General features: G+C 39.0%; 22 protein-coding genes and 1 tRNA gene. 13 read left to right on the forward strand and 10 right to left on the reverse strand.

The genetic code is table 11. The features are described from left to right. Nucleotides 1-20 precede the first annotated feature (20 nt). The gene (locus B9A58_RS06985) at nucleotides 21-653 is read right to left on the reverse strand and encodes a Crp/Fnr family transcriptional regulator (protein ID WP_084371707.1); all 633 of its coding nucleotides are present in this window, start codon (nucleotides 651-653) and stop codon (nucleotides 21-23) included. 99 nt (nucleotides 654-752) lie between these two features. Between B9A58_RS06985 and B9A58_RS06990 the strand changes: the two genes are divergently transcribed. From B9A58_RS06990 to B9A58_RS07025, 8 genes are all read left to right on the forward strand, one after another. Further along, a complete protein-coding gene (locus B9A58_RS06990) occupies nucleotides 753-1,301 on the forward strand; it encodes a YceD family protein (RefSeq protein ID WP_084371709.1) in 549 nt (182 codons plus the stop codon). Between the two features lie 12 nt (nucleotides 1,302-1,313). After that, nucleotides 1,314-1,505, forward strand: a complete 192-nt coding sequence (gene rpmF / locus B9A58_RS06995) for a 50S ribosomal protein L32 (protein WP_084371710.1) — start codon at nucleotides 1,314-1,316, stop codon at nucleotides 1,503-1,505. A 193-nt stretch (nucleotides 1,506-1,698) separates the two neighbouring features. Beyond that, nucleotides 1,699-2,697 (forward strand): beta-ketoacyl-ACP synthase III, encoded by a 999-nt coding sequence (locus B9A58_RS07000; RefSeq protein WP_084371712.1) that lies wholly within the window; start codon nucleotides 1,699-1,701, stop codon nucleotides 2,695-2,697. 23 nt (nucleotides 2,698-2,720) lie between these two features. Continuing rightward, the gene (gene efp, locus B9A58_RS07005) at nucleotides 2,721-3,287 is read left to right on the forward strand and encodes an elongation factor P (RefSeq protein WP_084371714.1); all 567 of its coding nucleotides are present in this window, start codon (nucleotides 2,721-2,723) and stop codon (nucleotides 3,285-3,287) included. Nucleotides 3,288-3,455: 168 nt separating this feature from the next. Beyond that, a complete protein-coding gene (gene accB / locus B9A58_RS07010; protein ID WP_084371716.1) occupies nucleotides 3,456-3,926 on the forward strand; it encodes an acetyl-CoA carboxylase biotin carboxyl carrier protein in 471 nt (156 codons plus the stop codon). A 28-nt stretch (nucleotides 3,927-3,954) separates the two neighbouring features. Next, nucleotides 3,955-5,304, forward strand: coding sequence for an acetyl-CoA carboxylase biotin carboxylase subunit (accC, locus tag B9A58_RS07015; protein ID WP_084371718.1), 1,350 nt, complete (start codon nucleotides 3,955-3,957; stop codon nucleotides 5,302-5,304). A 70-nt stretch (nucleotides 5,305-5,374) separates the two neighbouring features. After that, a complete protein-coding gene (locus B9A58_RS07020) occupies nucleotides 5,375-6,049 on the forward strand; it encodes a hypothetical protein (RefSeq protein WP_139793781.1) in 675 nt (224 codons plus the stop codon). 279 nt (nucleotides 6,050-6,328) lie between these two features. Continuing rightward, entirely contained in the window at nucleotides 6,329-7,360 is a 1,032-nt protein-coding gene (locus B9A58_RS07025) for a hypothetical protein (protein WP_139793782.1), read from the forward strand. A 256-nt stretch (nucleotides 7,361-7,616) separates the two neighbouring features. Here the strand turns inward: B9A58_RS07025 and B9A58_RS07030 are convergent, their stop codons facing one another. The 8 genes from B9A58_RS07030 to B9A58_RS07065 form a co-directional block, all read right to left on the reverse strand. Next, nucleotides 7,617-8,429: a hypothetical protein gene (locus tag B9A58_RS07030; RefSeq protein ID WP_084371723.1), complete on the reverse strand. Its 813-nt coding sequence runs from the start codon at nucleotides 8,427-8,429 to the stop codon at nucleotides 7,617-7,619. Nucleotides 8,430-8,431: 2 nt separating this feature from the next. Further along, nucleotides 8,432-9,241, reverse strand: a complete 810-nt coding sequence (locus B9A58_RS07035; protein WP_084371725.1) for a hypothetical protein — start codon at nucleotides 9,239-9,241, stop codon at nucleotides 8,432-8,434. 4 nt (nucleotides 9,242-9,245) lie between these two features. Then, entirely contained in the window at nucleotides 9,246-10,286 is a 1,041-nt protein-coding gene (locus B9A58_RS07040) for a hypothetical protein (protein WP_084371727.1), read from the reverse strand. Nucleotides 10,287-10,355: 69 nt separating this feature from the next. Beyond that, on the reverse strand, nucleotides 10,356-11,735 hold the full coding sequence (locus tag B9A58_RS07045) for a sensor histidine kinase (protein WP_084371729.1): 1,380 nt from the start codon (nucleotides 11,733-11,735) through the stop codon (nucleotides 10,356-10,358). Beyond that, nucleotides 11,725-13,104 (reverse strand): sigma-54-dependent transcriptional regulator, encoded by a 1,380-nt coding sequence (locus tag B9A58_RS07050; RefSeq protein ID WP_262501977.1) that lies wholly within the window; start codon nucleotides 13,102-13,104, stop codon nucleotides 11,725-11,727. The genes B9A58_RS07045 and B9A58_RS07050 overlap by 11 nt, the downstream gene beginning before the upstream one ends. 215 nt (nucleotides 13,105-13,319) lie before the next feature. Beyond that, on the reverse strand, nucleotides 13,320-13,721 hold the full coding sequence (locus B9A58_RS07055) for a T9SS type A sorting domain-containing protein (protein WP_084371732.1): 402 nt from the start codon (nucleotides 13,719-13,721) through the stop codon (nucleotides 13,320-13,322). Nucleotides 13,722-13,810: 89 nt separating this feature from the next. Further along, nucleotides 13,811-16,711, reverse strand: a complete 2,901-nt coding sequence (gene gcvP / locus B9A58_RS07060) for an aminomethyl-transferring glycine dehydrogenase (RefSeq protein ID WP_084371734.1) — start codon at nucleotides 16,709-16,711, stop codon at nucleotides 13,811-13,813. Nucleotides 16,712-17,076: 365 nt separating this feature from the next. Continuing rightward, nucleotides 17,077-18,357: a DEAD/DEAH box helicase gene (locus tag B9A58_RS07065; protein ID WP_084371736.1), complete on the reverse strand. Its 1,281-nt coding sequence runs from the start codon at nucleotides 18,355-18,357 to the stop codon at nucleotides 17,077-17,079. Nucleotides 18,358-18,470: 113 nt separating this feature from the next. Here B9A58_RS07065 and B9A58_RS07070 point away from each other — a divergent pair, with 113 nt between their 5' ends. Together B9A58_RS07070 and B9A58_RS07075 are read left to right on the forward strand one after the other, a co-directional pair. After that, nucleotides 18,471-19,811, forward strand: coding sequence for a dihydroorotase (locus B9A58_RS07070; protein WP_084371737.1), 1,341 nt, complete (start codon nucleotides 18,471-18,473; stop codon nucleotides 19,809-19,811). Nucleotides 19,812-19,899: 88 nt separating this feature from the next. Continuing rightward, a tRNA-His gene (locus B9A58_RS07075) sits at nucleotides 19,900-19,975 on the forward strand. A gap of 243 nt (nucleotides 19,976-20,218) precedes the next feature. On the opposite strand, the gene B9A58_RS07080 is transcribed toward B9A58_RS07075, so the two are convergent. Then, on the reverse strand, nucleotides 20,219-21,184 hold the full coding sequence (locus tag B9A58_RS07080; protein ID WP_084371739.1) for a GlxA family transcriptional regulator: 966 nt from the start codon (nucleotides 21,182-21,184) through the stop codon (nucleotides 20,219-20,221). A 115-nt stretch (nucleotides 21,185-21,299) separates the two neighbouring features. On the opposite strand from B9A58_RS07080, the gene B9A58_RS07085 reads away from it, so the two are divergent. From B9A58_RS07085 to B9A58_RS07095, 3 genes are read left to right on the forward strand one after another with little or no spacing between them, the layout of a single operon-like run. Then, nucleotides 21,300-21,518 (forward strand): DUF4287 domain-containing protein, encoded by a 219-nt coding sequence (locus tag B9A58_RS07085; protein ID WP_084371741.1) that lies wholly within the window; start codon nucleotides 21,300-21,302, stop codon nucleotides 21,516-21,518. A gap of 15 nt (nucleotides 21,519-21,533) precedes the next feature. Continuing rightward, complete coding sequence (locus B9A58_RS07090; RefSeq protein WP_139793783.1) at nucleotides 21,534-21,944, forward strand: VOC family protein; 411 nt, start codon at nucleotides 21,534-21,536, stop codon at nucleotides 21,942-21,944. A 55-nt stretch (nucleotides 21,945-21,999) separates the two neighbouring features. Further along, nucleotides 22,000-22,416, forward strand: a complete 417-nt coding sequence (locus tag B9A58_RS07095) for an SRPBCC family protein (protein WP_084371745.1) — start codon at nucleotides 22,000-22,002, stop codon at nucleotides 22,414-22,416. Nucleotides 22,417-22,428: the final 12 nt, after the last annotated feature.

A 22,428-nucleotide genomic window follows, 5' to 3' on the forward strand; every position in this document is an offset into this window, starting at 1 on the left:
AAATGTAACCATTGTTACCATCAAAGGATCTCGATCTTATTTCTATGGAGTTCTATTTTATCTTCTTGTTCTAGTTTTTTGAGAAGTCGCGAAATCACTACTCTTGAGGTATTAAGATCGTTGGCAATTTCTTGATGGGTTTTGATGATGCTAAAGTCCCCAGAACTTTGTTTGCAGTCCAGCAAATAATTCATTAATCGCTCATCCAACTTCATAAAGGCCAGTGAATCCACGGCCTGAAGCATTTCCTCAAATCGCTCATTGTATGAAGCAAACACATACTGACGCCAAGAGGGATATTTCATCCACTCATCCATGTATGGCAATGGAATCATGATCACCTCAGCATCCTCTTCCACTATCGCCTTAATCTCGCTCCTCTTGTGATTCATACAGCATGTCAGACTCATCGCGCAAGTATCTCCTCCACCTAAAAAATATAGAAAAAGCTCACGGCCATTTTGATCTTCTCTTATGACCTTTATGGAACCCGAAAGCAATAGCGGAATGTTTTGAACATGCATTCCAAAATCAATCAACACTTGATTCGCCTTATATCTTTTGATCTGGCCCAGCAAAGAGATTTGATCCAGAAGTCCAGACTCAAACTTATCAGCGAATAGGTCAAGGGACTTAGGTGTGGTCTTCGACATTTCTTACTACTAATTAATTCCTTTCAAATTTCTAGATAAGATTTTAATTATTAACAATATATATCTAAATTTGCGCACTCATTTCCTATATAAGGAAAAATGAAAGAAAACAGACAATATAAAATCGATATCTACGGGCTCAAATTAGGGCTTCACGAGTTTGATTTTGAGTTTGACAAGAAGCTCTTTGAAAATATTGAAGACAGTGTAATTGAATCTGGCCACGGAAAATGTATCGTGGTATTAGATAAAAAAGAAAGACTGATTTCAATAGATTTTAAAATTGATGGTGTCATCCAATTGATTTGTGACAGGAGTCTCGAATCATTTGATTATCCTATCAATCTTGAAGAAAACTTGATCGTGAAATACGGTGAGGAATTCGACGACAGCAGAGATGACCTTTTGGTGATCCCTAGTACACAGGAAAGTATCAATGTGGAATCAAATATCTACGAATACTTAACATTGGCTGTTCCGATGAAAAAAATTCACCCCGATTTTCAGGATGAATATGATGAAGACGAAGAGCAAGAAATAACGTTGGTTTATACATCAGGAGATGAAGAAACTTACGAGAAAGAAGAAAGTGATGCGATTGACCCCAGATGGGCAGCGTTGAAGAATATTAAAGATTTAAAGAAATAAAATAAAAGAAAGATGGCACATCCAAAGCGTAAAACCTCGAAGCAGAGAAGAGACAAGAGAAGAACGCATTACAAAGCAGAAGCTAAGAACTATGTAGTTTGCGCTACCACTGGTGAGGCTCATTTGCCGCACAGAGCTTATTGGCACGAAGGCAAATTGTACTACAAAGGCAAAGTAGTGATCGAAAAAGAAGTCTTAGCCTAATATTTCTTTTGAACTTTTATAAAATATATGAAGTCTGCTTTTCAAGCAGACTTTCTGTGTTTTAGATCAGTTATGCACGCATACTATTTTGATAGTCTTTTCAGGCTACCAAAAGTCAATTAATTCATTAAATTGCCAACGTTTTTGGCTTTTCGCCAAATGCTTGACCAGTTCAAAAGAATAAACATTTCAAATGACTAAAATAAGAGCAGCAATTACAGGTGTTCATGGCTATGTACCAGACTATGTACTGACTAACCAGGAATTAGAAACTTTTGTAGATACTAGTGATGAGTGGATCACTTCTCGAACTGGAATAAAAGAAAGAAGAATTCTAAAAGGCGAAGGCAAAGGAACTTCTGTCATCGGCATTGAGTCCTCTAAGGCACTGCTTGAAAAGACAGGCACAGATCCAAAAGATATAGATCTCATTATCTGCGCCACAGTTACTCCTGACATGCCGTTTCCCGCTACTGCTAATCTAATAGCTGACGAAATTGGAGCCGTCAATTCTTTCAGCTATGATATCTCTGCTGCTTGTTCTGGATTTCTGTATGCGCTCACGACTGGCTCGCAGTTTATCGAAACTGGAAAATACAAAAAAGTATTGGTCATTGGAGCAGACAAAATGTCTTCAATCATCAACTATAAAGATCGAACCACTTGTATCATCTTTGGTGATGGTGGTGGAGCTGTATTGCTCGAACCAACGACTGAAGAGGTAGGGGTAATGGACTCTATCTTAAGAGCAGATGGTTCTGGTGCTCAATATCTACAAATGCCAGGAGGAGGAAGTCGAATGCCAGCCACAGTAGAAAGTGTACAGGCCGACAAGCACTATGCAATGCAAGAAGGCTCAGCAGTATTCAAATTCGCCGTTACCAACATGGCTGATGTAGCTGCTGAGATTATGGAGAAAAACAATCTAACAGGTGATGACATTGCTTGGTTAGTACCCCACCAAGCCAATAAAAGAATCATTGACGCCACAGCACGTCGAATGGAAGTCGCAGAAGAGAAGGTCATGCTCAATATTGAAAAGTATGGCAATACCACAAGTGGAACACTTCCACTTTGTCTCTGGGACTACGAAAAACAATTGAAAAAAGGTGATAATATAATCCTAGCTGCTTTTGGTGGCGGATTCACTTGGGGATCCATTTATTTGAAATGGGCCTACGACTCTAAATAAGACAACATTTAAAAAGTAAGAAAATGGCTTCAACCGCTGACTTTAAAAATGGAATGTGCATTGAATACAACCATGGTTTGTATTTCATTATCGAATTTCAGCACGTAAAACCAGGCAAAGGCCCCGCCTTCGTCCGAACAAAACTAAAAAATGTAAAGACTGGGAAAGTTTTAGATAATACTTTCACTTCTGGACATAAAGTAAACACTGCTCGTATCGAAAGAAGAGATTTCCAATTCCTGTACAAGGATGATATGGGATACAACTTCATGAATAACGAAACATACGAGCAGATAAATATTGAAGAAGCGCTTATTGATGCGCCTCAATTCCTCAAAGATGGAGAGCAGGTGGAAGTCATCTTTCACGCCGAAGAAGAAATGATCTTGGGTTGTGAATTGCCAAACCATGTGGTGATGGAAATTACTTACACCGAACCAGGTCTGAAAGGAGATACTGCTACCAATGCGTCCAAGCCAGCAACTACAGAAACTGGAGCAACAATCCAGGTACCACTTTTTGTAAACCAGGGAGATGTTGTAAAAGTGGAGAGTAAAACAGGAAATTATGTAGAAAGAGTAAAGAAGTAATTCTTACTCTTTTTTTATAAGATTCGCTCAATTTTTAAATCAGGTGAATCTCGTTAATTTTAACTATTGGAATAAAAAAGGGATTAACCCTTAAAATAATAAACATCACTAACTAATTGATTTAGTTTGATCATTCAAACTCAAATAAAACGAATAAACACTTAGCAGATGAAGGTAAAAGAGATCAAAGAATTGATAGACTTCTTGTCAAGTTCAGGGCTAGAAGAAGTTAAGATAGAAACAGAAGAGTTCAAGGTTAATATCAAAAGAAGTAACGAAACTCAGATAGTAGAAAGAGCCGTGGCTGCTGCCCCTGCTCCTGTAGCGACACCAGCCGCTGCGCCTGCTCCAGCACCAGCTGCCGCAGCACCTGTAGCTGACAGCGCTCCTGCAGGAAATTATGTGGAGATCAAGTCGCCAATGATCGGTACTTTCTACAGATCGGCCAATCCTGAATCACCAGCGTTTGTAAATGTGGGTGACAAAGTATCTGCTGGGGCTACAGTATGTATCGTCGAAGCCATGAAACTTTTCAACGAAATTGAATCAGAAGTATCTGGTACAATTGTAAAAGTATTGGTAGATGACTCTCAACCAGTAGAATATGATCAACCATTATTCTTGGTTGACCCGTCATAATTGATTTTCAGAAATTAAAGACTGACACGTGTTTAAAAAAATATTAATAGCCAATAGAGGCGAGATTGCGCTTAGAATTATTCGTACCTGTCGTGAGATGGGCATCAGCACAGTAGCTATTTATTCTACGGCAGATAAAGAAAGTTTACATGTAAAGTTTGCTGATGAAGCCGTTTGTATAGGACCTCCTCCAAGTAAGGATTCATATCTTAATATGAAAGCCATCATATCAGCAGCCGAAATTACCAACGCAGATGCGATTCACCCGGGATTTGGTTTTCTTTCGGAAAATGCAGAATTCTCCCAAATTTGTGCTGAATACAACATCAAATTCATTGGTGCCAGCGCAGATATGATCAACAAAATGGGAGACAAGGCCAGTGCCAAGGACACCATGAAAAAAGCAGGAGTGCCCACCATCCCAGGATCAGAGGGACTGCTTAGTTCTGTAGAAGAGGGTAAAAAAATCGCGAAAAAGATCAAGTACCCTGTGATCCTAAAAGCTACTGCTGGTGGCGGCGGACGAGGCATGAGAATCGTGAAAGAAGAAGGTGGATTCCAAAAAGCATGGGACGATGCCCGTCAGGAGTCTAAAGCTGCTTTCGGAAACGATGGTATGTACCTTGAAAAATACATTGAAGATCCACGCCACGTCGAGATTCAGATCGTAGGAGACAGCAGAGGAAAAGCTTGTCACCTTTCTGAAAGAGATTGCTCTATCCAAAGAAGACACCAGAAACTTACTGAGGAGACTCCTTGCCCAGCTAAGGTCATGAATGACAAGCTTCGTAAGAAAATGGGTGAGGCAGCTATCAAAGGCGCTGAGGCTATCAAATACGAAGGCGCTGGCACTGTTGAGTTCTTGCTTGACAAACATGGTGATTTCTATTTCATGGAAATGAATACTCGTATCCAGGTAGAACATCCTATCACTGAGGAAGTAACTGATTTTGATTTGATCAAAGAACAAATCAAAGTAGCTGCTGGTATCAAAATTTCTGGCAAAAACTACTTCCCGCAATTACATGCTATTGAATGTAGAATCAATGCTGAAGATCCTGCGAAAGACTTTCGCCCTTCGCCAGGCAAAATCACGCATCTTCACATGCCAGGTGGCCATGGCGTGCGTGTAGATAGCCATGTGTATGCAGGCTATACCATTCCTCCAAACTATGATTCGATGATCGCCAAACTGATCGTTTCTGCGCAGACTCGCGAAGAAGCTGTAGTAAGGATGAAAAGAGCATTGAGCGAATTTGTGATTGAAGGAGTGAAAACTACGATCCCATTCCACATCAAATTGATGGATGACGAAATTTACAAGTCAGGTCAGTTCACTACTTCCTTTATGGAAACTTTCGACTTGACTGATTTGTAATTATTTAATTCGAGATACAATATTTATTTTAGTAACCACGCTATTACCATGGCGTGGTTACTTTTTTAATATGAAATATAGAATTTTCCTAGTTGCCCTACTATTCATGACTTTTGCTTCAGAGAGCTGGTCGCAAGATTCACTTGCTATAAAAAAGAAGGAAATTCATTTAGGTGTGGGCCCTGCCTACTACTCAGGAGATTTAGGAAACGCACATTCTAGTGGTTCTTTGCTGTTCAATTTTGGAATCAAGTTAAATAAGAACAAAAAATTGAATGGCAACATCAAAATTTCTTTAGGCTCTGTTACTGGTCAGGAGTTGGATTACAGCACAACAGACAACAGTGGCATCAGAGCCACTCCCAATACTTTTTTTGAAAGCAGTTTTTTTGGGCTGAACTACGAAGCACATTATAATTTCATCCATAAGGAAAAAATCAAGGTGTACCTCTCGCAAGGGATTGGCTTGTTCCGTTTTAATCCAAAAGATGAGTCAGGGAATTCATTGATAGATCAACCGGACACCAGACCTCTAGGTGAAAGCTACCGCAATTTGATCATTCAGTTGCCTACACAAGTTGGAGCCAAATACTATCTACCCAATGATTTTGCTCTGGGTATCCAATTAGGATTTATCAACCCTATCACAGACCATATAGACAACTTAGGCATCTGGGGCAACAAAAACGGAAATGACAATATTCTTTCTATTCAATTCGAAATTCACGCTCCAGTCAGTTTCTAAAAATATCAGAAGGCTACCTATTGATTTCAATTATTTGCAGCATTTGCTTACAACCCCTAATTTGAATATATTCACCATGCCGTATTTTGAGATTGATCAGTAAGATTGATCGTGCTGTTCTATTTGCATATAACAATTACAGACAACCCTTTTAATGTTGTCCGACAGATATGCCTTTTCAAGAAGCATTTTGAATGTACTGATCCATTTGTTCAATTAAGAACGACTAAAAGTTCATTATAAAGACCTCAAAAGATGCAAATTCCAAATTTCTTGAAATTGGCTTGGAAACTAATTAATTCCAATGTCATAATAACAATTATTGGAGGAGTTATTGCGGGAAGCGGAATAACCATCTATGTAGCCTTTGATTATTTCAAAGGCCTTTATCATCACTTGAGAGCTCTCTCCTATAGTTTCGATGCTATCCAGATAATAACGATACTTCTGGTCTTTCTTGTGCTAATAATTGCAACCTTATTGCTCATAAGAACAAAAAAAGAATATTTTGTAAATAAGATACTTCAGCTACGTCAACAGATTAACGAGCAGAAGAAGATTGCAGCTTCAGAAAAATTTGATGCTATAAAGGATCACAAATTCCTAGAGTATATACTAACTAAGTCAATTCAAGATTTTTCCAAAAATGACAAAATTGAATTAAGTCCTGAGCATATCAATAAATTTCAAAAATATTTTATGGTAGCTCCGTTTAGTAAGGATTTTTTAATTCGAATAAAAGATCACGACTATTTGGTTCTATATGCAATGACAACTATTAAAATCAGTGACGTAAAAGGGACAAAATCTAACCTAGACAGAAAGTTATACTTAGTTAACTTAGGGCGCTCCGAAGAGCGTTTTATTCATGGCTGGGATTTTTCAAAAGGAAACATTATTGAATCAATTCATACTGAAGGATCACCCAACAGAATTTCTGAACTTAATAACCATGAATGTTTTAAACTACCAATGCAACGGGACATTGAAAAATTTAAAATAGAAAATACAGACATTGAATTATCGCTGAAGGATTGTTTTATCAATGAAACTGAATATTGGGAACCTAACAATGAGAAATATCCCATAATCTGGGAAAGAATAAAAATAATATTCAAAAAGAAGCCTTCTAAAATTTGGTATGAAAAGACAGAGGGGGATACAAAATTAGCAATTACTCAAGATGATCTCGTCGAATTGGACAGTGGTGAAAATCATGGAGAATTTAAACTTGATGTGCTTTTAAACTATCAGCATTATGAACTAAGCCCAAATATGCCAAAGTGCTATAGCATAAAGTGGATTCCTTAGGGTGACTAGAAGGAATAAAAAAATTAGTGATGTCCGCCGCCGTTATACATTATGAATTCCATATTGTTAAAATATTCTAATTAACAACGCAATATTACCTATTTATTGCTAAATAAATTTTAAAAACAGAAGTATTTTATTGACATATTCCAATGTTTTCTCCATAAATAAGTAACGCCATTTCAGGACGAGGCAACCCCAGTTCAAAAAAAGCAGCTTAACATAAGCTGCTTTTCTTCCATAAATTCTTGACTGCTTACCTTCCCATGCTTTGCATGTTGATTTGCTGCTGCTTGTAGCCAGCTGGTATATTAAACTGATCGGCTGAAATAGACTTTTTAGCCAACGACTCCACAATATTTTCATTGACTGCTTCCCCTTCTTTGTAAGCAATAGTTTTTACAGGAATACCGTCCTTTAATATCGGGCTATTCTCGTCGAAATTAAGTTGAGAAAACGAACCACCTGTGGGCAATAGGGCCACTACCTCTTGGAGGTTGTCTTTAAAATAGTTCATCATTTGCTTCATTATGGCAAATTGACTCTCATTTACGCCTAAGGTGTTATAGGCGGCAATATTCATTTGAAGTACCTTGTTTCCATCATTCATGCCGTCATAACCAACGGTTTTCCAAGAGCCAATTTTATCATTCTTGCCATTCGTTTTGTACGTCATCATATCGCCACTGGACGGGTTTAGAATCTGATCGAATTTTGACTTTTGCTCGGCTGGCATGTTTGCCGCAAATTGCTGCATCATTTTAGCCATCATTTTGATTTGCTCCTTGAGCTGTAGCAAGGTGGGCTTATCAAATTGATAATACTCCTTTTTCTTATTGTCAATGAACGTAAATACCTCAGTACTTCCGTCGAAAATAATAGAGCTATTATCTGATCCAGAATTCTTAACCAACATTTTATTGGCAGTCAAGTAAATTTCGGAAACAGCCACACTTCCGTTCTCCAACGTTTTTGTTTTAGATAAAATAAAAACCCCATCCTCTGCCCATACAGACAGGCTCAAACAAATTAATAATCCTACTAGAGTAAGTCTTTTTAATGCAATCATTTTTATAAATTTTTAGTCATTGTAGTCACTGGTTCAAACGAAGTAAAAGCCTTCTCAGGCACTTCGCTCAATACTTTTATATCTGTCAGCTGTCCTTTGCCTCGTCCTCCAGACAACATGATGTTTTCATATTTCTTATAATCCTCCCAAGGAGTAATAAAGCTTGGATTCGGCTGCTCCGAATTTTCAAAAAATGCCCACTGGGTTACTAAATTACTTTCGGTATCTACCCATACATTGTAGATGTTATTCGGTGTGTCTCCTACATTTTCAAAAGCCAACTGAAGCACGAAAGACTCTTGGCCAGTTTCTGTGGTATCATTGCCAAGATAGTACAGTGATACGCCAGCGTCTTTTAACTTATATGGCATCACCAACCAGTAGGAGTCATTGATCCAAATGCTTTTAGCTTTCTTCAAATAGCCTGCCAAAGAATCAGATTCAGTTATTTCTTGTCCATCTACAGATGCCTTTCCATTCATACTATTGATATTTACCAACAGTTTTTCTTCCCTATCCAAATAATCAATCCTAACATCACCCGTATATTTATCCCACAACAATCGCCTTTTACCAAAAAAAGTCCACGTGATATATCGTGTCTCATCCCAGGCCTTTCTTCCTCCCATAGCTGTCATTACCTTATCGGCAATAATGACAGCTTCTGGGTCAGATGCTTCATAGTTAAACCCATCTGCCGGTAAGTTCACATCATGATCTTGTTCTAATATTACCTCTTCTACTGACTCACTTTTTTTTGCACCGCAGCCAGCCAACAAAGCCATAACTAATACTATAATCAGGTTTTTCATATATTTAAAAATTATACATTTCTGTTTTTTTGAATACCATCCAAAGACTCATCTTCACTATTTCACCCATATTCCTGCATTTCATAAATTTAGGTTCGTGATAAAATTCTGATAAATCTTTTTTTAGCGTCGCCACATTTTTAGGAAAGGAAATTGTATCATCAATCATGGCACGCATGAGATCAACCACTCGATATCTAGCTACTCGCAGGCGGTTTGCAATCAACGATCGCTCCTCTTTTTGATATTGACGTACAGTCTCTGGAGTCATGTGCTTAAGCCCCATATTGATAAGTGCATTGTTTTGCTTAAAGTATTGTGGTAAATATATGTTCTTCCTTCCTTCATAAGACTGCTGATCAAAATCAATAGCCTTGAGACGATACGAGATTTGTTCAAAATCGGGTATGATATTGACCACAAAATTGCTCGAATGCATATCACCTAATAACCTCACAAAACATCGTTCATTGAATTTCACAAATTCTTTCGCCAATCTGATTTCATTCAAATTTTTATCCTTGAGGTATTCTTTGATGAATTGATCTCCGGGAATTCCTGCAATATGTTCTTCAATCAATGTATTTTTATGTACAACATAGTTGATACGATTGGGAGATAACAAATGCTCCAACTCTAACCCGTAGATTCTGGATGCGTCCGCATTTTTGATATAGAAGTAATCAAAATTATCATTGATTCTATTGACAATACGAACCCTAAACGGTTTGGTATTCCCGTATTGGCAAATATCTACTCGCTCTACCATGAGATGATCCATCACGCTCACATCACCATCTGCTTTGATTTCAGAATATATCTGTTTCAAATCATGGTGAATCATGGCCATATCTGACTGAGGATAAAACACGGTTTCCCAAAGCGTATCTACTCCTTGATTGTCATAAAGTGGAATGGAATTATCATAACGCAGCAATGACTCGTACTCAATGGGCACGGCAATCGTTCGCTTGTACTTATGCAAGTACGTTCTTAGCTTTTGGCTAATGGTAAACGGAATCTTTTTCTTACTAATGATCGCCATGACGAAGTATTCTAACCACTAATATAATTAGGGTATATGCTTCCCTGACGTATAAGATTGAAAATTATTCTATCGTGGAAAAGTAAGCGTAAACTCTGTACCCTCATTGACTATAGAATGAACGGATATGTTGCCATTATGCTTTCGCATGATTTGCTTGGACAAGCTCAGTCCAATACCCGATCCCGACTTTTTGGTAGTAAAAAATGGGATAAAAACCTTCTTCAAGGCTTCTTCATCAATACCAGTTCCATTATCCTTGATTTTGACCGTCACTCGCTCATCGTTTTCTACAGCAGCACATATAGAGATTTCTTTGGTTTTCTCTAATTCTTCGTTTTCCCCCATCGCCTGAATAGCATTTTTTAGCAGGTTGATGAGTACCTGTTCTACCTGCTCCTTATCAACACGTATCATCAATTGATCAGGATTGATATCCAAGTTCACGTTTATGTCATTTTGCTCTAAATCAAACCTCAAAAGATTTAAAATAGGTCTTACCAAATCACAAATGAGCACATCTTCCAACTGTGGTATGGGTATCCTTGTCAAGTTTCTGAAGTCACTGACAAACTTAATCAGACCATCACTGCGCTTGTGAATGGTATGCAATGCCATATGAAAGTCAGTTAAATCTTCTTTGGATATATTTTCAATTTTAAAGTCTTCCGCATTGATCTGAGACTCAAGTTCTGTTTCTATTGTGGCTGCCAATGAAGAAATAGGTGTCACAGAATTCATAATCTCATGAGTCAAAACACGTATCAGATTTTGCCAGGCATCCATCTCCTTCTCTTCCAATTCGCTTTTGATATTCTGAATTGAGATCAACTTAAACTCTTCATCCCTTCGCATGAGTTCAATGGCATAGATGGCTAGTTGCACTTCTTCTCCCTTCTTCTCTATCTTCATCAGATCTCGTCCGCCAGTTTTCAATTCCATCAAACTATTTACCAGTTCTTCACTTACGCTTTTGAGTTGCTTTACATTTTTAATTAAATCAACACCAAGTAATGATTTGGCTGTGGAATTAATGATTTGAATTTCTCCACTTTTATCGAATGTGATGATTCCGATTCCGACATGTTGAACTATAGTTCGTAGGTAGTTGTGCTGAGCCTCCTTTTCAGCCCTTATTTCTCTAAATTTCTTAATGACGTTATTAAACTGTTCATACAATCCGTCCATAGAAGTGCCTGTCTTCTTAGTGGTATAAGTATGTGTGAAATCGTCGTATTTGATCGAATTTAGAAAGCCCGCCAATTCCTTATTGGTCTTATCCAAATACTTGATCAGCACATAGATTTCGTATGCCAAAAGGCAAGAAACCAGTACTTTAGTCAGTGTGTAAGAATCGGTATAAAAAAGATCAACCAGAAGAATGCACGTGCAGAAAATCAATAGTACACGAACAATGAGATTGACCTTAAAATTGTTGCTATAAGCCATGCTTTTCCAATCGACGATAAAGTGACGCTCTGGTCAAACCTAGCTCTTTGGCTGCTTTCGAAATATTCCCATCGTGTCTATCAATAGCCTTTTTGATCACATTTCGTTCGACTTCATCCAAATTAAAAGTGTTCTCCTGATCATTTGACTGTCCTTCAGGTTTGTGATTCAAAAAGAAGAAATCGTCTGGAGTCAACGATGATTCGTCGCTCATAATTACTGCCCGCTCTATTGCATGCTGCAGCTCTCTGATGTTGCCTGGCCAATGATACTTTTGCAATTTCTTCAAGGCGGCTGCCCCTATTTTCTTGCCGCTTTTTCGATACTTAGAGCTATAGGTTTTTACGAAATGTTCTGCGAGCAAGGGTATGTCATCCAAGCGCTCCCTCAAGGAAGGCAAGTGAATTTCAACTGTATTGATTCGATAGAGCAAATCCTGTCTAAAAGTACTGTCCTCTACCATATCATATATGGGCATGTTGGTTGCGCAAACCAATCTGATATCAATATTCACGGGCTTGTTTGCTCCTATCCTTGTGACTTGTCTATTTTGGATGACAGTAAGCAGTTTTGATTGCAGAGGCATGCTCAAATTACCAATCTCATCAAGGAAAAGTGTCCCCTTGTTGGCTACCTCAAAGCGACCAGTTCTATCTTCTTTGGCATCTGTAAATGAGCCTTTTTTATGACCAAACAGTTCACTTTCAAAAAGTGTCTCAGTAATAGCTCCCATGTCTACACCTACAAACACATTGTCCTTTCTGTGTGACTGCGTATGAATAGCACGCGAGATCAGCTCCTTTCCCGTTCCGTTTTCTCCTAGAATCAGGACATTGGCGTCTGTTTGAGCCACTTTTTCAATGATTTTGAAAACATCTTTGATGGCCTGACTTTCACCAATAATTTCTTTAAAAGGTTGGTTTATTTCTTCTTCCAGTTGTTTTTTAGCTGACTTTAGTTGATCTACTTCTTTATAGGATTTTTTGAGCTTAACCGCCGTATTCAAAGTGGCTAACAATTTTTCATTTTGCCATGGCTTCAAAACAAAATCTGTGGCGCCTTCTTTCAAAGCGCGAACAGCCATTTCTACATCGCCAAAGGCAGTGATCAAAATTACCACGGCCTTGGGGTCACGTTCAAGTATCTGTTCTAACCAATAGAACCCCTCTTTTCCACTAGTGATATCTTTACTGAAATTCATATCCAGCAAAATCACATCATAGGTATCATTATTCATCAAGAAAGGTATCTTCTTGGGGTTCTTTTCAATGATGACGTTTTTGGCATGTTTCTTCAGCAGCATTTTTGCCGCAAATAGCACATCCTCATCGTCGTCTATTATTAGTATGTTTCCTAGTTCTTTTTCCACGGTTTTTTTCTTTAATGAATTCTTGTAACTCAGAATATGTGCCAAACATTGAAATATAAGCCAACTTCTCTCAGAGCACATTTTAATTTATTGTGAGCTAAAAAAGCGCTCCATATTGAATAAAAAACTGTATCAATATCGGACACAATATAGTCAAAAAAATGAAGGGGATGAAAGTGATGTTCAGTACTGCGCGTACTAATGTGGAAAGAAATTTAGAGGTTGATCTTTTTGGTAAGATTCTCTTTGCCTGATTTTACTTTAATTACAAAAATCTTGGATTTAATCTCATCAAATTGATACTCCAATTCTGAGTCTTTGGCTTGTTTAACGCTCTCTTTCAAAATTAAATTACCAATGACATCATAGATTTTGATGTCTAAATAGTCAGAAGGCTGATTGATGAATTTTACTTTGAACGAGTGATCCCCAACCGCAGACAACTCATAGTCCAAGGGCTTGGCTACTAGCTTACTGTTATAATTAAGAGTGCTTTCTTCAGGACGGGCAAAATTTAACGCAGTCTTCTCTTCAATAGCCTTTACTGTGCCTTGTCCAATAAGCAAAGTACAGCTAATTAAAAGTAAGGAAATAAAGAGAAGTAAAGGTTTTTTCATTGATTGAGTTTAATTGAAATCAAGCCAAAACCTTGCCAAGCTAGGCTCTGACTTGATCTACTAATGATATATTTTAAAAGTCAGTTGCCTTAAGCTTCTACTACTTCTTCAAATTCTTCTACTGGAATACAACTACAGAACAGGTGCCTATCACCATAGGCGTTGTCTACCCTACCTACTGATGGCCAGAATTTGTTGTTTCTAAGGTAATCCAATGGATATGCAGCTTCTGCTCTTGAATAACCATGGTTCCATTCATCAGACAAAACAGCGTCTGCGGTGTGCGGAGCATTTTTCAATACATTGTCATTGGCATCCATTTTACCGTTTTCCACAGCTTCAATCTCTTCTCTGATATGTAATAAGGCATCACAAAATCTATCCAACTCTTCCTTTGTTTCGCTTTCTGTTGGTTCAATCATTAAAGTACCTGCCACAGGGAATGACACAGTTGGTGCATGAAACCCATAATCCATCAAGCGCTTAGCTATATCCTCCACTTCAATTCCGAATGATTTAAACGCTCTACAATCCACAATCATCTCGTGAGCACATCTACCATTTATCCCAGTATAGAGGATAGGAAATTTCGTTTCTAACCTTGCCTTAATATAATTGGCGTTAAGAATAGCCATTTTAGTGGCATTCAACAGCCCATCAGGGCCCATCATGGCGACATAGCCATAAGAAATTGGCAACACCCCAGCACTGCCAAACGGCGCTGCTGAGATAGAACTAATAGCTTTTCCATTATCAATATCTACCAAAGGGCTTCCTGGAAGATAAGGAGCCAAATGTTCGGCTACACCAATTGGGCCAATGCCAGGCCCTCCACCACCGTGAGGTATAGCAAATGTCTTGTGCAAGTTCAAATGGCAAACATCTGCACCAATATGACCAGGACTTGTCAACCCAACCTGCGCATTCATGTTAGCTCCATCCATGTATACCTGTCCACCATTCTGGTGAATAATTTCACAGATTTCAATCACACTTTCTTCGAATACCCCATGGGTGGAAGGATAAGTGATCATTAATGAAGAAAGTGAATCCTTATACTGTTCTGCTTTTGTCCTCAGGTCAGTCACATCAATGTTTCCTCTCTCGTCACATTTTACCAATACTACTTGGTTACCAGCCATGACGGCACTTGCAGGGTTAGTCCCATGCGCAGAAGTTGGGATCAAGGTGATGTTTCTATGTCCTTCGCCTTTATCAGCTTGGTATGCTTTGATTACTAGTAGCCCGGCATACTCTCCTTGTGCCCCTGAGTTAGGCTGTAAAGAAGTGGTATAGAAGCCTGTAATTTCTGACAACCATTCTGTTAAGTTTGAAATCAACTCTCTGTAACCTTCTGTTTGATTCACTGGAGCAAAGGGATGCATTTGCGCAAATTCTGGCCAGGTGATAGGAATCATTTCGGAAGTAGCATTCAGTTTCATAGTACATGATCCTAGCGAGATCATGGAGTGAGCCAAGGACAAATCTTTGTTTTCTAGTCTCTTCAAATATCTAAGCATTTCATGCTCTGATTGATACTTCTGATAGACTGGGTGCTCCATGAACCCAGAAGTACGATCAAAATCTCCATTGAACTTGATCTCTACATGATTCGCTGCTTCTATCACTGTTGGTTCAGCAATATCACTCGAACCAAATTTTCCAAATACCGAAACCACTTCTACCAGTTCTGCAACTGTATGTGTCTCATCAAAGGCTACACCAATTGAACCTTTGTTATAATAATTGAAATTAATACCTCTTGATTCCGCCTCAGTTCTAATTTTTTCTTTTAGAGAATCATCAGCTTTTATTTTCAAGGTATCAAAATAAGTTTGGTTCTCCTGCTCAAAACCCATTTCACTTAAATACTTGCTTGCTAATTGAGCTAAGCCATGTATCCTTGATGCGATTCTCTTCAGTCCATTTGGGCCGTGATAGACCGCGTAAGCTCCAGCGATTACACCTAATAAAACCTGGGCTGTACAAATGTTTGAAGTCGCCTTCTCTCTTCGTATATGTTGTTCTCTGGTTTGCAAAGCCATTCTATAGGCTTTGTTGCCATGGCTATCCTGAGATACGCCTATGATTCTTCCTGGAATCTGTCTTTTATATTCTTCTCTTGTAGCGAAGAACCCAGCATGAGGCCCTCCAAAGCCCATTGGTACCCCAAATCTTTGAGTAGTTCCCACGACTACATCAGCTCCCATTTCACCTGGAGGTGTAAGCAGCACCAAACTCATCAAATCAGTAGCTGTGGTAATGAAAACTTGATTTTCTTGAGCCATTGAAAATAGCTCTCTATAATCCTCAACGCTCCCCTCTGCATTCGGATACTGCACGATCAATCCAAAGTATTCTGGAGCTGAGATATCAATATTTTCATACTTATCAATAACCAATTCAATACCTATTGGCAAGGCTCTGGTTTTGAGGACGTCTAATGTTTGAGGGAAAACTCTTTCATCTACAAAATATTTGTTAGCCGTTTTCTTATCCTTTTTTCTCAAGGCAAACTGCATGGACATGGCTTCCGCAGCAGCTGTAGCCTCATCTAGTAAAGAAGCATTTGCTATTTCCATTCCAGTTAGGTCTGAAACCATTGTTTGGAAGTTCACCAAAGCCTCTAATCTACCTTGAGCAATTTCAGCCTGATAAGGCGTATAGGCAGTATACCATCCTGGATTTTCAAGAATGTTTCTTTGGATGACAGCAGGGGTTACACAGTTGTAATAGCCCAATCCTATAAATGATTTGAACACCTTGTTTTTAGATGCCATTTCTTTGACAGCACGCACGTAGCTAAATTCATCTAGTGCTTCTGGAATGTTGAGTGCTGCTCTGTTTCGAATATTTTCTGGAACAGTTTGGTCAATTAATTCATCCACAGAATTAACACCCACAGTGTCCAACATCTGTGAAATATCATCATTGGATGGCCCATTGTGTCTATGCTGAAAATGGGTACGTTCGTTAAGATTTGCTATCATTTTGGATTCGGAGTTTACAGCTATTCAAACAAATATATTTTCCCTTTGAAAATTTGCGCAAATCTAATCTGAATTAGTCAAAAAAAGACGAACTAATTCTCTTAAAATGATACTTTATTGGCTTGTGATTTTGTGAGAAATTGAAGCTGAAATTGAAGGGGAGAGGAATCGATACTTGTGGGATTAGGTACCGATGTACCTATTCCCCACAAGATCTTTTCAACCAGCTATGGAAAGAAAGACTTTTTAATCCATCTTTCTGTAGCAATAATAAACTCTTTCTTTATCCTGTTAAATTAAATTCTATGAATCAAAATATTTTTTCGACGAATAGATCAATTTCTTAGACGAATGAAAATGGATTGCTACCTTCTCCTTTTGGATTTTTTTGACTTTATGTCCTTTTTGTCGTGAAACGCCCCTTTATAAGTTGGGTCTAATTTCTTCTTGCGATAGTCAATTTCTCTCAACTGCTCTTGTTGCTCTATAAATGGTGTCTTTTCTATTTCTACCTCAGAAGGCACAGACTCCATAACAATTTTTTTATCAATCAATTTTTCAATTTGCTTAATATGATGCTCTTCTGCATGATTAGCAAATGTGATAGCAATTCCCGTATGCTCTGCCCTACCCGTTCGGCCAATTCTATGAACATAGTCTTCATAAATCAAAGGCACATCAAAATTGATCACATGAGATACCATACTGACATCCAAACCACGAGCAGCTACATCAGTAGCCACTAGAATCTTTATTTCCCCATTTTTGAATGAGTCAATAGAGTTCAGACGGGTATTTTGTGCCTTGTTGCCATGAATGACCCGAACAGACTTAGTAATTTTTCTATCTATAAACTTGAAGATATTATCTGCATTGGCCTTAGTCTTCACAAAGATGATTACTCTATTCAATTCTTCCTTGGCAAGTAAGTAATCTAACATATTGATCTTACTCTTGAAGTTTGGAATCAGATAAAGAAACTGGGTAATGGTATCCACAGTTGAAGACTGTGGCGTGACTTCCACCTTTTCGGGGAATTCTAAAAACTCAGCAGAAAGGTTTTCCACTATCTCAGACATTGTCGCAGAAAAGAGTAAATTTTGTCTTTTTACTGGAATGATTTCCAGAATCTGTCTAATCTGAGGCATGAATCCCATGTCCATCATTTTATCCGCCTCATCTATGGCAAGTGTCTTGATCTGCTTCGTCCCAAACACTCCTTTTCTATAGAGATCCATAAAACGACCTGGTGTAGCCACCAAAATATCTATTCCTTCAGCCAGTTTCTCTTCTTGCGCCTTCATCCCCGTCCCTCCATAAACTGCAGTAAACCGCAAGTCAAGATAGGTGGCATACTTTTGAATATTCTCATTGATTTGAATGGCCAACTCCCTGGTGGGCGCCAATATCAAAGCTCTGGGATCTTGGCCTTGGGCATATTTCAGCTTCATTAGGAGTGGCAATACAAAAGCAGCCGTTTTTCCAGTACCCGTTTGTGCAATACCCATCACATCGTGTCCAGACAGCACCAACGGGATGGCTTTCTTTTGAATAGGTGTAGGCGAAGTATATCCAGCCTCTACTATGGCATTGAGCACTTGCTTGTTGAGCTTGAAATCTGAGAAATTTTTGATGTTATTCGCCATGGATTGCAATTAGAAGCCTAAGCCAATTAATTTTGTGCTGCAATTTATCAAGTTTCCTTCGATTCTTGGTGCCAATTGCGCAAATCAGACTTTCATCTAATAAAATCAGAAGAATGGCCAAATACACACTTATCAAAAATGCAACAATCGTAAACGAGGGCACTTTGCTTGCTCACGATGTATTGATCAAAGATAGGCGAATTGAAAAAATAGGTTTTGGCCTTTCCCATGAGAGTGCTGAGGTAATTGACGCGGATGGTAAATTTCTGCTTCCAGGTGTTATAGACGACCAGGTTCACTTCAGAGAACCTGGCTTAACCCACAAGGCTGAAATTTATACAGAAAGCCGTGCGGCAGTGGCTGGTGGTATTACCTCCTTTATGGAAATGCCAAATACCGTACCCAATACATTGACTCAAGAATTACTGCAAGACAAATATGATATTGCTTCAAAATCATCCTTAGCCAACTATTCGTTTTTCATGGGAGCTTCTAATGATAATATAGAAGAAGTCATGAAAACCAGTAGACAAAACGTCTGCGGCATCAAAGTTTTCATGGGATCCTCTACGGGTAATATGTTGGTTGATAATGAAAAAACTTTGACCGAATTGTTTTCCCGAGCTGAATTGATTGTAGCAGCACATTGTGAAGATGAAACCACTATTCGTAGAAATACCGAGCTATTCAAGGAAAAATATGATGGAAACATTCCATTTACTGCTCACCCATTAATTAGAAGTGAAGAAGCGTGCTACCTTTCTTCTTCCAAGGCGGTGGCATTGGCCAAAGCCAACAACACCAAGTTTCATGTGCTCCATATCTCTTCAGGAAAAGAAACAGGGCTATTTGACAACTCTGTGCCTCTAAAAGATAAATTGATCACTTCAGAAGCCTGTATCCACCATATGTGGTTCTCAGATGAAGATTATTTAACAAAAGGTGGATTGATCAAATGGAATCCAGCAGTTAAAACAGCATTCGACCGTGACACCATATTTCAAGCAATGTTAGACGATAAAATAGATGTAATTGCTACTGACCATGCACCCCACACCATAGAAGAGAAAGATAATGACTATCTCAACTGTCCGTCTGGTGGGCCTCTCGTTCAGCATGCTCTACCTGCCATGCTCGAACATCATTTAAACGGCAAAATTTCTATGGAGAGAATAGTAGAAAAAATGTGTCACAATCCTGCCATCCTATTTGAAGTAAAAGAGAGAGGATACATACGAGAAGGCTATTATGCAGATTTGGTAATAGTGGACACAGCAGACCAATGGTTGGTTCAAAAAGAAAATGTATTATCAAAATGTGGCTGGAGTCCTTTTGAAGGACAGTCTTTCAGAAGCCAAATCACTCATACTTTTGTGTCTGGACATTTGGCCTACGCCAATGGCAAATTCAATGAAGGAGTGAATGGCGAACGTTTAATGTTCGACAGAAAATAAATGCTGAATTAATTTTGGATTTTAAGAACACAAATTTCTAAATTTGCACTCCTTTTTAAGGGGTCAACCAAAAGGGTTGATGAAACATGGTGATTGTAGTTCAGTTGGTTAGAACGCCTGGTTGTGGTCCAGGAGGTCGCCGGTTCGAGTCCGGTCTTTCACCCATTCAAAGCCTTGCAGCAATGCAGGGCTTTTTTGGTTTATGAGGCTCTGAATAACTCAGAAGGTCGCCGAACTAGGCATCCCCGTTCCAGCGGAATTTTTCACTCAGACCATGCTTCTCTGAAATGCAAAGTTTTTTATAGGTGTTCTTGTGTGTTATAATCCCAAAGTCGCTGAATCAGGTATTCCTATTGACTCCGCCCTTCACTGGAATCAAGCCACATTGTTCCTCAAATGCTGTTTTCTCATTTCTGATATTTATTGCGATAAGCAATAGGTGTAAGTCCTGTAATTTTTTTAAACACGGTTCTAAATGCTTTGGTATCGGTATATCCTACCTCAAACATCACTTCCGTAATGTTTTTTCGAGTGGCTTCAAAGGCTCGTTTGGCCGCTTCTATTTTCACACGTTGGATATACTCCACTACAGTATTGTTTGTAGTACTTTTGAATCGCCGCTCGAAACTCCTTCGACTGACCGCAACAAAATCAGCCAAAACATCCACAGTGATCTTTTCTTTATACCTCTCCTCTATATACAGTTGAGCTTTTTTTATCTCCTCGTCATTGTGGTCTTTCTGGCCTTCAAACATCATGAAAGATGATTGACTCTCACGATCAATGTCAATGGCGAAATACTTGGAAGCCATAATCGCTGTGTCTCTATCCGTGTACTTTTCCAACAGCAGGAGTAGAAGATTCCAATATGAGTTGGCCCCTCCACTAGAGTAGATACGGCCCTCTTCGGTAATGATGCTACCATCTGTGACTTCCACATCTGGAAAGGTTTCGCGAAACTCACCATAGTAGGCCCAATGTGTGGAGCATTTTTTGCCCTTCAGTAAACCCGTACTGGCCAGTAGAAAGGCACCCACACAAAGTGAAGCTACCTCAGCACCTTTGTTGTAGTGACTGACCAACCAAGGGATGGTGGATTCATTCTTGCCCACTGCGGATTTCATGTCTCCAAACAACGCGGGAACAATGATCAAATCCGTATGTTCTACTTCATTCAACAGTTTATCCGTAGTGACAGTAAAAAAGCCATCATGCACTTTTACTTGTCTCTGATGCCCCACCAGCTGTACGTCAAAAAGAGGCTCACTCCCACTCGCTTGTAGAAACTGGTTGGCTGCCGAAAACATATATCTGGGATTGGACACAGCCTCTGCTACTGCAGATTCAGGCACCAAAATGGAAATATTTTTCATGTAACGAAGGTAAAACGAATTAATGACGGGATCAACCCCCTAAAGGGTCGTTAATACACCCTAATAATAATCTTGTTCTCTGCGAGATTTGTCTTCACAAACAAACGACTAAATCATGTCATTTCAATCCTATCTCAATAACATAGAAACCAAAATAGGGAAAAACCCTGAAGCATTTATGCAGCTTGCTGAAAGCAAAGGCTTCCTAGAAAACAGGGAAATCAAGCCGGACGTAAAGGCAACCCAAATCACCGACTGGCTGAAACAAGATTTTGACCTTGGGCATGGGCACTCCATGGCTATCTATGCCTGGCTCAAAGGAAAAAGACGTTAATTAATTATACCTGCCGTGAATAAAATCACTACATATCTCAATTTTAATGGCAACTGCAAAGAAGCCATGCATTATTATCAGCGCTGCTTTGGTGGTGATTTGAGGCTGCAAACCATTGGCGAATCCCCTTACGGCGAGGCTTTTCCTAAAGAGATCAGAGGGCACATTCTGGAAGCTACATTAGCTATGAATGCATCTATACTGAAGGGATCCGACCTTGTAGATGACTATTTGACTCCTGGAAATACCATAACGATTTTGCTAGAGTGTGAAAATGAAAGGGAACTGAATGAGTATTATAAAAGATTGTCAGCAGACGGGGTAAGCGAGCAGCCAATTACTACGAATCATTACGGCGGTTCATTCGTAATGGTCAATGATCGTTTTGGATTTAATTGGCAACTCAGAAGCAAGCAATCGCTTTAGATGAGGAATAGAAGAAAAAGTAGCAAATTTTATTAAAACTAAAACATTCACAATTATGAAAACGACTAAAATAAACATCGAAACATTCGTGTCGTCAGCTGGCAAAAAAGTTTGGGACTGCTGGACCAAACCTGAGCACATTACCCAATGGAATTTTGCTAGTGACGACTGGCGCTGCCCAAGTGCTCAAAACGACCTGAGCGTTGGTGGGAAGTACAGTGCCCGAATGGAAGCCAAAGACGGAAGTTTTGGATTTGACTTTGAGGCTACTTATGACGAGGTCATAGACCAAAAGAAGATCGCTTATACCATGTCTGATGGCAGACAAGCCATTACGACCTTTGAAAGTACTGCTGGAGTCACTAAGATCCATACCGTGTTTGACGCAGAGAGCGAAAACCCTATAGACATGCAAAGAGACGGCTGGCAAGCCATACTGAACAACTTCAAAAAGTACGTGGAGGGGTATTGATATTCCAATGAT

Origin of the sequence: Reichenbachiella faecimaris (assembly GCF_900176375.1) — a bacterium.
Classification (GTDB): domain Bacteria; phylum Bacteroidota; class Bacteroidia; order Cytophagales; family Cyclobacteriaceae; genus Reichenbachiella; species Reichenbachiella faecimaris.